Origin of the sequence: Bacillus salacetis, assembly GCF_003581585.1 — a bacterium.
Taxonomy (GTDB): Bacteria; Bacillota; Bacilli; order Bacillales; family Bacillaceae_B; genus Rossellomorea; species Rossellomorea salacetis.
The window spans coordinates 78,398-91,855 of record NZ_QXIR01000017.1 but is presented as its reverse complement, the minus strand read 5'-3'; the positions used below and the strand labels follow the sequence as shown (position 1 = coordinate 91,855).

Here is a 13,458-nt window from a genome sequence, read left to right as displayed (position 1 = left end):
ATAATTTCAGGAGTTTTAGAATTAGTTTTACTTAGTGAAGGACACCGGATCATTATGTATAGAGAAAATGGGTTTCTCTCTCTTTTTTGAATTCGTCATGGATTTACATACTCTAAAAAAACATGTTACGGAGGGCTAATAATATTGCGTGTTAATGATATTGAAAAGAGTTTAACAAATTATTTAGATTCATACATTGAAGATTTAAAGAAAGTTTTTAATAATAAGGCATCTGAATTAGATGGAAATTCAAGGTACATAATAAATATTGAAAACCCACACGAGTTTTCAGAAGTTGATTCAACTTATTCAATAAATATTTTGAATTCCATAATGAGGATTGGGGAAGTATCAACGGAACAGGTATTAAACCTATCAGAAAATAGAAATGAAAAAGATGTGCTTGAAAAAGTAAGTAAAGAATTAGGTATATATGATAAGAATAATATTGATCTCGTACACCAGGTGAAATTTGTGTTTCGTTCCCGGTTGATTATGATGCTAATATTTAAAATGAAGAAATATCTAAAACAAGAAAAGTATAATGTTTTCCTTTCACATAGTAGTATTGATGCCAGAGAGGTATTAGGGATTAAACTTCTATTACTGTATGAGTCGGGGCTGTCAACTTATGTAGATTGGTTAGATGACTATCATCTAAATTATCAAAGAGCAACTCAAAAGATTATAAATCTATTTTTAGAATTAATAAGCAAAGAGGATAAAGAGACTATTGAGGAATTGGAAAGGTTTTTTGAACAGAATAATTTTTTTAGAGAACTATCTAATGTAGAAATCACTGATGAAATATTACATGCCTTAGAGATTTCTGATAACTTCTTATATATTGACAGTAAAAATTCAAGATTTTCAAAATGGATGCCTTTTGAGTTAGGGTATGCGGAAGCAATACTTAGGAAACGCATACATAAAATCATAATAAATTATAAAAGGAAGAGAAAGGGAAGTTTACGATATAGCAGCTTTTTAACAAAGTATGAAACAGTAGAAGATATAAATAAGGTAAGGTTCAAATTTATTCTATAGATTAGATATCTTATGCATTCAAAGAAGCCTCATTATACGGGCTGCTGGAGGATTATTAACGGAAAATGAATAAGAAGGCTGGTCGGATACTGGGGAGAATATCAATGAAGATATGGGGGGGGATTTTAATTTGCTTAGTACCGATGGTGGACCGGCTGAAGGGTGATTTGGAGGAAGAGGTTTATAAAAAGCTTGAGAAGAGTTATCTGAAATGTGCTAACTTTTTTACTGAGTTTTCATAAAAAATATTTATAGATACTGAAGTGAGTCTTCCGGATTATGTAATATGTCAATGTTTAAATTTGGTGAATTAATTTAAAACTAACTACAGATAAATGTTATTGAGGATAATAACAATCCAAATGTAGAAGTTAATCGTAGTATTGGTTCCCATAAAAAATGACCAAGGAAATGTTTCCTTGGTCATTAAATTAAGTTTAGGTATTAGGTGAAATCCAGTTTAATTAAAGTATATTCTTATTAGCCCGAGGCACCAAATAAGAAGGCATTTCCTCCTCAAGTTCCCAAACAAAACTCATCGGTTTGTTTCCTGAGTGCTTAATATAATTGGCTGTCCCAAGAAAGACGAAAGGTGAAGGAATGCTGCCTTTCTCTTTTTTGTATTCTCTAACAAACAGGGCGATCTTGTTTCCGGTCTGGCGGTGGTGGATGTACCGCTGTCCGGTTGGGCTTTCTTCGCTGACTTTACTTTGGGTTTGCCAGTGGAATAGTTTTTCGTTTATGGCATAGTCCTCGTAAAGTGTTGATGGCGAGAAGTCTTTTTCCGATTTGTTCAGCGTGATGAAGAAGATATCCAGGTTCTTGTCCTTGAAGTATTTGACTCCTTCCCGGAATGCCGGACTTTGCTCTTCATTGTTGTAGTCAAATCCAGCCAGTACTTGTGCTGTTGAGTAGCGGCTGTGGACTTGGAGCGGGCAAGGGAAGGCGAAGTTCGGCTTCAATTCAATCGTTTCTAGAGAGTCATAGAGAACCTCTACAATTTGTTTGATCTCCTCTTTGAACGCAGGATGCTCGGACACTTTTTCAATGCCTTCCTTAATGGAAGAGAGTCCTTCTTTTTCAGGATGGGCTTGATAAAAGGAGTAATAGAACATGTTCAGCATTAGTTCTTCTTCTTTCCCATTCACTTCTTCCGTTTCCATGTAGTCTTTTAAAAACGCCAGCAGTTTTCTTGAGTTGAGATGAAAGAGGTTCGGCAGGCGGCTTGTAAGCCACTGTTCTCCTTCATAGGTGAAATCTTCTGCAAGTCCCGCTTCCACTAGCAAGCGGGAAAAGCTTCTATTTTTATTTCCTCCGTAAAAGTCATAGAGATCCAGGTGATAGTGCTCCAGGAAAGTTTTCAAGGTAACAGGTTTCCCTGTATCGTGCTCAAAGGTTTTTAGTTTGGCTACAAGGTTTGCTTTGGTGTTGGCGCCGGCTTTGATATTCCGCAGGATGTATTCCTTCGCTTGTTTTTCCAGTTGAACGAAGCAGCCTTTTGGCAGGTTGAAGAATCCGTTTTCGACATAGTACTGGACGGAGTGCTTTGATTTGCCGATCAGGGCTCTCAGTTTTTCTTCGTACGAATAGTTGCGGTGTGCTTGTCCGACGAAATCCAGGACAGTCAGGCATTCCTTGTCTTCTGATAGGCGAAGGCCGCGTCCGAGCTGCTGCAGGAAGACGGTTAAACTTTCTGTTGGCCGCAGGAACAGCACGGTGTTGATTTCCGGGATGTCGATTCCTTCATTGTATAAGTCGACGACGAAGATGACTTTGATTTCTCCCGAGACGAGCAACTGCTGAGCTTCTTGACGGGATTTACGGTCGGTTCCTCCATGTAATGCGATGGAAGGGATGCCGGATTTGTTGAAGAAATCGGCCATGTACTGCGCATGGGCAATCGACACGCAGAAGCCCAGTCCTTTTACATCGCTGATATCCGTGACATACTTCTGGACGCTTTGGGCGATCTGCGAGCTTCTGAGGTGATTGGACGTATAGACATTTTCCAGTTGCTTGGTATCATAACCGCCTCGGGACCATTTCAGGTTGGAGAGATCGACGGTATCGGTGACACAGAAGTATTGAAAAGGACTTAACAGCTTTTGATTGACCGCTTCGGTTAACCGCATTTCGGCTGCGATGTGGTCATCAAAATAAGAAAGAACACTTTTTCCATCCATTCTCTCAGGGGTAGCGGTCAGTCCCAGGAGAATCCCCGGCTGATAATGGTTCAGCAGCTTTTGATAAGAGTCAGCGGCCGCATGGTGAAACTCATCGACGATGATGAAATCGTAGTAGCCGCTCTCGGTATGTTGATGAAGCTCCTTGCTGTTAAAGCTGTGAATGCTGACAAATAAGTGATCGAGAGAGGATGGCTGGTGTGTTCCAACAAGCATGTCCCCGAAGTTCGGTTCACGTAAGATCGCACGGAAAGTGTTCAGACTTTGTTTTAAAATTTCCTCCCGGTGAGCAACAAAAAGCAACTTTGCTTTGCCGCCGTTTGCCTTCCGGAAGCGTTTGTAGTCGAAAGCAGAGATGACGGTTTTTCCGACACCGGTTGCTGCAACCAGCAGATTTTTATAACGATGATGAACTTCCCGTTCTGCCTGCAGCTTTTCGAGAATCTCTTTTTGATAGTAGTAAGGCTGGATGTCAAAGAGATACTGAACCGATTCCTCAGCGACTTTGCTTTTTTCCAAAGCCAGCTTAAGGGTCAGGTTGTCTTCCTCATTTTCTCCGTTAAAAACTTTGAATTCCTTGTCGTTCCAATAGCTTTCAAAGGTGGCCTCACATTTTTTGAGCACATCAAAGGAATCCTTCTCGGTTACCTTCACATTCCACTCGAGCCCCGACGTCAGAGCAGGATTGGAGAGGTTGGAGGAGCCGATATAAGCTGTGCTGAAGCCGGTCTCTCTTTTAAAAAGATAGGCCTTGGCATGCAGTCTTGTCCGCTGTACATCATAAGAAATCTGGATTTCGGTGGTGGGAAGCTTGCTCAGCTCCTGGATCGCCTTATAATCCGTCGCCTCCATGTAGGAGGTTGTGATGACCCGCAGCCTGCCGCCACCCTCCGTGAATGTCTTCAATTCTTCTAAAATGATCCGCAGCCCGCTCCACTTGATGAAGGACACAAGCATATCGATAGAATCAGAGGAGACGATTTCCTTCTTCAGTTCACCTAGCATGTTCGGCTCGTAGCTGGAGCCGGTGAATAAGGAGCTCTCAGAGATGGGTGTAACGGGACGGATGACTTCCTGATTACCGATGCTTCGGATGGAGTTCATCTTGGAGTAGATATGTGTCAGGACCTCGCCTTCTTCGGCAATCTTCAGTCGTTCAAATTCCTGGCGGTCCAGTCGCTGGCTTAGAATCGTGATGATGTCATTGCAGGTCTCAATCTGTCTCAGGAGAGCCTGCTGATCATTCCGCTCCTCATCGCGAACAGATTTCAGAGCATTCCTCGTCACCGAACTGATGTAAGAAGAAAGGACTTTCCGCGCTTCCTCCACATCCAGAGGGGTCTTGCCGATATCAAAATCCAAGTCCGAACCAGACAGCTCGTCCTGAAGCTTTTTCGTAATGATTTCTTCATAGATTCCTTGTTTAAGCATGATGGGGATCCTTTCCTAATATATGGTTTTATTTGGTATAATCATAATAACATAGATATAAAAGGAATCGTGCTTGTGAATAGAGGAGGTCCCAATGATTAAGAAACTCTTAGAACTCTCAAACCTTGAAACAACCATCAGTCTAAGACAGAAAGAACTATTGGAGCTGGAAGAAAAGATAGAGGAAAAGAAGAGGCTGCTGAAACAGTTAAGCCGGAAAGTCCGTAAGTATGAGGAATACAACGTGGCGGAAAAAGAGGCAGCTGTAACGGTGGCGGTGGAAGCAGAGCCGGATAGTGAGAAGAAGGTAGGGGAAATTGCGAGAACCGATTTAGTAAGACTGTTGGAGAGTGGCCGTGTTCCACAATCTGTTATAGAGAGTTTGAAGGATAAAAGATATTCGAAAGATACCTTTGATTTGAATTTTCCTATGCTCAGAGAGGTAACTGACATGGGGAAGGTTGATGAGCTTAAGAAGGATCAGTGAAGAGCGATCAGGGATTATCTGAATGAATCGCTCTTTTTTTGTATCCTTATAATGATCCTTCCTGGAAAATGTACTTATCTTATCTCTTACTATCTTTCCCTCCATATAGAGCCACTGTACCTGTCCCTCTGGCTCCCTTAACTGGTATAATTATTCCATATACATAAAATGAGTGAAGTATGATAGCCATGAAAAGAGGTGCATAAATATGCAAGGACCAATGAAAAAACTTATCGAAGCGAGTTATTTAACTGCTGAGAATGCGGCTGAATACCGAACGATTCTACGATACTTTTATTTACAGCATGAACGGATGCGGGATTTTATTTCACCAGAAGAGGTGCTGGAATACATGAGAGATCTCCCTCATTACGAGCATTATGAAGAGGAGCAGCTTCTTGTCCAGCTTGCTCAGCTGGTGAAGTGGAAGAATCTGAATGCCCGGCAGGATATGACAAATGCGAAGACGATCGAGGAGTATAAGAAGAAGCGGTTTCGCTATCAGTCGACGCCTTATACGATTGAGATCGAGAGAATGGTGTCGACGCTTGAGAAGAAGAGCGGGGAGAGTTTCGGTGGTTCTCTAGAGAAGTCACAGTTTGACAGGCTGCTTGAATCCGTGAACAAATTGGATCATGAGTTGAAAAAGGGACTATCGGAATCTTCTGAGACGTATATGCTCCTATGGGAAGACCTCTTACAATATTTTCGGACGATTCGGACGAGCACGGCTGATTATATTGCGTATATCAACAGTGAACAAACGGATCAGCGAATGCAGAGTGAGGCGTTCTTGGTGTATAAAAATCAATTCACCACTTATCTGAGGGACTTTATTGTGTCCTTGCAGAAAACATCCTTTCAGATTTCGGATGTGCTGGAACGGATGGATCAGCAGGTTGTGGCTCCTTTCTTTGATAAGCTTGCTGATCATAGGAGGCAAATTCCCAGGCTAGAGGAAATCTGGGAAGAGACGGTGATGGATTGGTATCAGGAGTTCCACGATTTCTGGCGAGTGATGAGGTCATGGTTTCTCGGGAGCGACAGCCAATCGAGCGAGCTCGAGATGCTGCAGCTTCAGACGAATGAAATGATCAGACGGATCACTCGTTATGTGCAGCGGATGAGCGAACGGCATCACAGTCATCAAAGCCGTAAGAAAGATTATCTTCATCTTGCTGGGCTCTTCAGCGGGAGCCGTTCGATGGAAGATGCCCATCAATTATCAGCGGTCGTTTTCGGTTCCATGACGATCAGGCATCTGAAAATCGAAGAAGATACGACAGAAAATATTCACAGTGATATTTGGGAGGAAGAACCGATCATCCTGCCTATCAAACCAAGGATCAGATCTTATAAGGAAAAAACGAAGCCGGGGCGATGGTATCGAATGAGGAAAAGAAAAAGGCATTGATGCGGGAACATCTTGCTGAAAAGGAACAGGAGCGCACTATCATCGAAAATCTGTTTACAGATGACAAAATGATTATTTCTGAGCTTGATGTAGTGGAGCCTTTTGTCCGGAAGGTGATTCTCAGCTGGATCGGTAAAGCAATGGCCACCAAGAAACAGACCATTAAAACGGATTATGGGTTCACGGTTCAGGTTCAGGTCCATCGTGATCGAATGGTGATCCTGCAAGCGGAAGACGGAGTGTTAAAGATGCCTGATGTGACATTAGAAATGAAAGGGGGGCTATCGGTTGGAAGAGATACAGACGGTTGAATTCGATGACAAAGCGATTGAAGGATTGGAACTCCTGCTGAATGAGTTCTGGATATTGAGAAGTGAGAATCCACAGGAGTATCAGTTGATCCGGGAACGTGAGAAGGTATTGAGACGGTATCTTGATGACAAATTCGGCCTCTTGTTAATCGTCCATCAGCATTTTATTAAGCTTGAAAAAATTCCGGTCGAGCCTGAGGCATGGATGGGCATATCATCGTTTCAAGAGCAGCGAGATTACGCGTTGTTCTGTTATGCCATGGCATTTCTTGAGGAAAAGTCTGTCGGTGAACAGTTTCTGTTGTCGGAACTGGCAGAGGAAATCAGACATGACTATGAGGGGGACGAAGGGATCGATTGGACGGTGTATACTCACCGGAAGTCCCTTATCCGTACGATTAAAACAATGGCAGACCTTCAGCTGATCAGTACGGTGGACGGGAATATTCAGAAGTTTGATACCGACGAAGAACATGAGGTGCTGTATGAAACAACGGTTTACAGTAAATATTTCATTCGGTCATTTCCGGAAGATTTGACTCAGTTTACCTGCTGGCAGGATCTTCTTCAGGAAGATTGGAAGTTTCAGCAGGAAGATGAGCGGAGAAAGCGCGTCTACCGCCAATTGTTCTTTTCTCCTGGCGTACATAGAAAATCAAGCAGCGATCCTGATTTTATTTATATCCGGAACTTTCGGAACCGTATGATGGAAGACATTGAGAAACACAGCCATTACCGCCTTCGGCTGTTCAAGAATACGGCATTTCTGTCTTTACAGGAACCTCATTACAAGTATGAGTATTTTCCGGATAATAAAGCCGTGACCGATGTATTATTGCAGCTTTCGTATCTACTATATGAAAGGCGTTCTTCATTCACGCCCCTGGAATCCGGTGATTTACTGTTGACGACTGGGGACTTCGATCAGTTGATCATAGAGTTGAGAGAACAGAATGGGTCCGGTTGGTCGAAATATTTCCGGGAAGCTACGGTTGAGACGATCAGGAAGGAGTGCCTCTCTTCGATGAAAAGCTGGATGATGGTCGAGACGGATGAGAGTGATGCGATGATTTATTTCAAGCCTTTATTTGGGATCCTTGCGGGGAAATATCCGGATGATTTTACTGGAAAGGATGATGAGAGTGAGTAATGAGCAATGGCAACTGAACCGCGCCGGTCTCGTGAATTTCTGGTATTACGATGAAGAGACCTTTAACTTTAAAGACGGGAAGCTGCTGCTTCGTGGAGCCAATGGATCGGGTAAGTCTGTTACGATGCAGAGTTTTCTTCCCGTGCTGCTGGATGGGAGGAAGTCCCCGGACAGGTTGGATCCATTTGGTTCAAAGGCGAGACGGATGGAAGACTATCTTCTAGGCGAAAAAGGGATTGTCGATCGTGATGAGCGTACGGGATATCTGTTTATGGAATATGTGAAGAAAAGTACAGGGCAGTATATGACAACCGGAATCGGAATGCAGGCAAAGAGGAATAAGCAGATGAAATCATGGTATTTCGTCATCACAGATAATCGGAGGATCGGCTTTGATTTTTCCCTCACCCTAAAGCATTCGGGTGAACAGATTCCCATGTCTGAAAAGGAACTGAAGAATCGGATTGGGACAGGCGGAGAGGTCGTCCAGTCCCAGAGGGAGTACATGGAGCTAGTGAATCGCCACATCTTCGGCTTCCAATCAACGGAAGCCTATGAGGACCTGATCAAATTATTGATTCAATTGAGAAGCCCCAAGCTTTCAAAAGATTTCAAACCGACGGTGATTTATGAAATCCTGGAATCGGCCTTGCCGCCATTGACGGATGATGAAATCCGTTATTTATCCGATAGTATCGATCACATGGATCAGGCGCAACAGGAGCTTGAGCGCTTGGCGGTGCAAAAGGAATCAATTAATAAAGTGCTCCGGGTGTACGATCGCTATAACCGTTATATACTTGCTGAACAAGCGGAAAAGTGGCAATCATCCCATAAGAAGGTTATACAGAAAGAAGAAGCGGTCAAAGAACTTCAGCAAAACAAAGCAGATTTGAAAGTGGAAATTTCAGACCTTGAGGTCAAAGAAGAGAGCTTGTCGAATGAGCAGGATCTTCTTGAAAAACAAAAAGATCAGCTGAACCGCCATGAAGTATGGTCACTTGAAGCGAAGAAGAAAGATCTAGAGAAAGAGTCTTTGCGGAAAACAGACGCGGTCAATCGCCTGGAAGAGAAAAGAGACAGAAAGCACAATGATTATGTGAAAAAGAAGGCAGAGCTGGAGTCCTTGGAGGACCGTGAATGGAAAGCAAAAAATAAGGTCGAAGAATTACTGGATGATATGAATGAATTGGCAGAGGAATGTGATTTTTCAGCTCACAGCGTCAATCAAGCCGATTTCGAACGGATGGAAGAAGGTGTGTACGATTTCACCGTCTGGAAGAAAGAAACGGGGGCTCATCAGGAGGTCCTTTCAGAAGCCATGAAGCTCCTTGAAGATCGAACGCGGCAGCTGGAGAGATACCGTGAACTTGAACGGGAATCGTCGGAGAAGAAGCAGAAGGTGGATGAGATTCTGCAGCAAATGAACCATACTGAAGAGTGGTTTACGGAAGAACAGCAGAAATTGGAATCTGCCATTTTCACTTGGATCGGTGAGCATGACAAGCTCTTATTTACGGATGGTCAGCGACAACATCTTGCTCGGTCTGTACAGGGGCTTTACGAAGAGTGTTCCTATGATCAAGTGAAAGGGATCCTGCTCGAAAGTCTGGATGAGTACCGGGAAGAGATACGGACTCAAATGGTAGAAAAGAGAAATCATCTTAAGCGATTGGGCGATGCCATTGAAGAGAAGAACAGGCAGATGACGCAATTGAAGCAGCAAAAAATGATCGAGCCCGACCGCTCTGAGGGAACTTCCCTGCACCGTGAAGAACTGAAGGGGAAAGGGGTTGGGGCGGTTCCATTTTATGAAGCGGTGGAGTTTCAGGAAGGTGTGACGGAAGGGGAAAAATCCCGGATCGAAGCGGTTCTTCAACAGACGGGGATCCTCGACAGCCTCATTACAGCGGACGAGATCACCCCCTCCGAAGATTCGATACTGGTGCCAGAGCCGCTGCTTATGACGCAGACCCTTGCTGACTATCTGATACCGGATGTCGAAGATGACTCAGCTGTTTCCCTGCAAAAGGTGGATGATGTCCTTCGTTCCATTCCATTAGAAGAGACAGCCGGGGCATTCGTGATCGATCCAGATGGTTCTTACATGATGGGGATCTTGAAAGGTCATGCCCCGGAAGAAGGCCCATCCAAATTCATTGGAAGGGCATCAAGAAAACGTCATTTAAAGGAGCAGATCGCGCTTCTTGTGACTGATCTTGCGGACCTGAACGAAGAACGGGACGAAGTGATGATGGAGATCTCCCGGTTATCACAGATCCTGGAGGACGTGAAAGAATGGCAGCAATCGATTCCATCTGATAAGCTGCTCCGTGACGTGCATAAGGAGTATGAACAGCTGGAACAGAACCGGAAAGTTCAACAGGCACTCCTGGACCAAACTGATCACCAGTGGAAAGGGGTTCAAGTGGCCCTAAGCCGGCTGAAGCAACAGCTGTACGATTACAGCAGCCGTTTCTCGTTTGAGCTGGACACAGAGAGCGTGACGCAGGCAATACGTTTGATGAAGGAATATGATGGGGATCTGAACAATTTTGAAAATGCGCTTGTTCAATTGCAAGTAAGCCGGCAACGGATCCAAGACTTAGCCTCATTCCTTCATGAAATAGAAGAAGAGCTGGATGATTTGAAAGGTGACATTAATGTGGAGCAGAGTGACAGGGATAAATTGCTTCGGGAAATTGAATCCATCGAACAGCAGCTGGCATTAAAAGGAGTGGAGGAAATCAGGCGTGAAATCAGACGTGTTCAAGGCAGATATGAAGAAGTGAAGCGGCAACTGAAGATGCTTCAAAAGACCATTCCGGAAAAAACAAATGATGCAAAACGGGTGAATGAGAAGTTGGAGGCGCACGCTGCGGACATGGAATTCTGGACGAAGATGCGTGATCTGTGGAAACAGCACGTCACAGAGGAGATCAATCATCAGTTTGTGGAAGTCGATGCTCCAGATGCGGATCACATTCTATCAGCATACGGGGATATGCTTACCTCTTATGAAAAACCAAAACTATTAGAGCAGCTGTCCAAGGCATTTTTTGAAGAATCACAGATGCTATCGGAGTACAGGATGGGGAGTTACACCGAGGACAGAGAGAGGCCCCAGTGGATGAATGAGGAGCAGGATGAGCGATTTGAACCCTTCCTGAAAGAGTACAGCTCTCTAAAGGATCGCCGTATGATTCGTTTCTCTTATAATGGCAGTCAGGTCAATCCTTATTATCTTGCTGATATCCTGACAAAAACATATGAAGAACAAGATCGTAACCTGGATGAACAGGACCGGAAGCTGTACGAGGATATTATGCTGAATCATATCGGAACGATTCTCAGGAGCCGGATTAAACGGGCTGCCAAATGGGTTCGTCAAATGGATAAGATCATGGCGGCACGCGACAATTCCTCGGGACTGATCTTCTCAATTGCGTGGAAAGCACAGACGGCGGAATCGGAAGAAGAGATGGATACGGTGGAACTTGTCAGCTTGCTCGAACGTGACAGCAAACATCTTCACGAAGATGATTTAAGCAAAATCACTCGGCACTTCCAATCCAGGATCGCGAAAGCCAAAGAATTGATCACTCTCAGGAATGAAGGATCCACTCTTCATCAGGTTTTGAAAGAAGTATTGGATTATCGAAAATGGTTCACCTTTGTCCTTTCTTATAAGCGAGAGAACGAAGGAGTCAAGCGTGAGTTAACAAATAATGCGTTTTTCCAATTCTCAGGTGGAGAGAAGGCCATGGCCATGTATATCCCGCTATTCACGGCTGCATATTCACGATATAAGGAAGCAGGAGATTTCGCACCTTATATCATCTCTTTGGACGAGGCCTTTGCAGGAGTGGATGAAAACAATATCAGGGACATGTTCGAAGTCATCGAGCAACTGGGCTTCAACTATATTATGAATTCCCAGGCGTTGTGGGGGGATTATGATACAGTGCCATCCCTTTCAATCGCTGATCTGCTGCGTCCTAAAAATGCTGACTTCGTAACGGTCATGCGCTATGAATGGGATGGGATTCAGAGGAAATCAGTTCAACAGGAAGAGGAAGATATCTATGAACGACTTGAGCTTACTTAAGGGGGAGACTGCTTTTCAGAAGCTGTTTCTCCTGTTCAGGAAAAGATATGAGTCCCTCGGACGGATTGGGGGGACGGTCAGCCTGAAATCATTTTCAGTTGAGGAGTTGAAAGTCATCTCAGGACTGACAGGGTTGCCCGTAGAAGAATTACGCGGGAAACAATCCATTACCCTGTTAAGGTTTGAAAAATCGTTAAACCGTACAAGGTATCAGTATGATTCGTTGCTTTCGTTCCTTGAAGACTATTTCGAAGAGACATTTGTAGCAAACAGGGATCTTCTTATGCAAGAGCAAGAACGAGAAATGGAGTTCTTGAGGGACGCGAGAGTGAAATTTCCGCAGATTGATTGGTACATTGATTGGGTTTCTTCCAAGTCAGCAGACACCAGATGGATTTGGAGTGTGTATAAGGAAGACTCTGCTAGATTGTCTTATTATTTGGAACACCTTGAAAAAGCGTGGGGGTTTATAAGGAAAGAACATATGTTCATACGAATTCCCTTATTTGCTCAAAAGGTAACGGGCAATCCACATGCGTTCGATCGAAATGCGATACTGGGTAAAATGCTGCTTCATTTATTAACGGTTGACCAGAAAAACAAGGAGGAAGGCGAGATCAGTTTTAGCAAAACATCAGAAGAAGAAAACGATCTCCTTGGATTCTATGGGCTTCTACGAGATGATTTATGGAGCTTTATTACATGTCAAAACATATTGGCTGAGACGGATCAAGGACTTCATCCTGTCTGGATGGCTGCACAAGAAACGGGAACGGTCTTGAATCTACCTTTAAAAGAGTTGATTAAGGTGGATAAGGTCTATCCATATCGAGGAAATGCAGTTTGGGTAGTTGAGAACTCGAGCGTGGCCTCCACATTGATGGATCTTGCTCCCACTGCTCCGGTTATCTGTACACATGGGCAGGTGCGGATTGCCGGCTGGCGACTGATTGAACTACTTGCATCATCAGAAGTTACGATTTACTATTCGGGCGATCTAGATCCTGAAGGGATGCTCATCGCGGACCGATTAGTAGGCAGGTTTCCGGAAGCTGTTCAATTATGGAGAATGGATGAAAAATCGTATCTTGAGGGGAGGTCAGAAGAAATAATATCTGACAAAAGGTTAAGTCAATTGAAAAAGCTTCGCCATCCTGGTTTGAACAAAGTTGCTGAAGGCATCCAACGGGAGAAAAGAGCTGGTTATCAGGAAGCATTGGTGGAGGTGATGCTAGAAGATTTGAAGCGGGAGTAGCATTACCATAGTGATTTTTATTTAGATTTTTCAGAATTTTACATACCGATCAGCATAGATTATCCTTTTTAT

At 43.8% G+C, this 13,458-nt stretch carries 6 protein-coding genes and 1 pseudogene; 6 read left to right on the top strand and 1 reads right to left on the bottom strand.

The annotated features are described in order from the left end of the window. The first annotated feature begins 144 nt into the window (after nt 1-144). On the top strand, nt 145-1,047 hold the full coding sequence (locus tag D3H55_RS13305; RefSeq protein WP_119547405.1) for a hypothetical protein: 903 nt from the start codon (nt 145-147) through the stop codon (nt 1,045-1,047). A gap of 464 nt (nt 1,048-1,511) precedes the next feature. Here D3H55_RS13305 and D3H55_RS13300 read toward each other — a convergent pair whose 3' ends face one another. Beyond that, nucleotides 1,512-4,661, bottom strand: a complete 3,150-nt coding sequence (locus D3H55_RS13300) for a DEAD/DEAH box helicase (RefSeq protein ID WP_119547403.1) — start codon at nt 4,659-4,661, stop codon at nt 1,512-1,514. A 94-nt stretch (nt 4,662-4,755) separates the two neighbouring features. Here D3H55_RS13300 and D3H55_RS13295 point away from each other — a divergent pair, with 94 nt between their 5' ends. The 5 genes and pseudogenes from D3H55_RS13295 (at nt 4,756) to D3H55_RS13275 (ending at nt 13,386) form a co-directional block, all read left to right on the top strand. Further along, entirely contained in the window at nt 4,756-5,148 is a 393-nt protein-coding gene (locus tag D3H55_RS13295) for a hypothetical protein (RefSeq protein WP_119547401.1), read from the top strand. A gap of 208 nt (nt 5,149-5,356) precedes the next feature. After that, nucleotides 5,357-6,873, top strand: a pseudogene (locus tag D3H55_RS13290) (TIGR02677 family protein). After that, the gene (locus D3H55_RS13285; RefSeq protein WP_119547399.1) at nt 6,851-8,023 is read left to right on the top strand and encodes a TIGR02678 family protein; all 1,173 of its coding nucleotides are present in this window, start codon (nt 6,851-6,853) and stop codon (nt 8,021-8,023) included. Before D3H55_RS13290 ends, D3H55_RS13285 begins: the two are co-directional and overlap by 23 nt. After that, the gene (locus tag D3H55_RS13280) at nt 8,016-12,131 is read left to right on the top strand and encodes a TIGR02680 family protein (protein ID WP_119547425.1); all 4,116 of its coding nucleotides are present in this window, start codon (nt 8,016-8,018) and stop codon (nt 12,129-12,131) included. The genes D3H55_RS13285 and D3H55_RS13280 overlap by 8 nt, the downstream gene beginning before the upstream one ends. After that, complete coding sequence (locus D3H55_RS13275) at nt 12,118-13,386, top strand: DUF2399 domain-containing protein (RefSeq protein ID WP_168413079.1); 1,269 nt, start codon at nt 12,118-12,120, stop codon at nt 13,384-13,386. The genes D3H55_RS13280 and D3H55_RS13275 overlap by 14 nt, the downstream gene beginning before the upstream one ends. Nucleotides 13,387-13,458 lie beyond the last annotated feature (72 nt).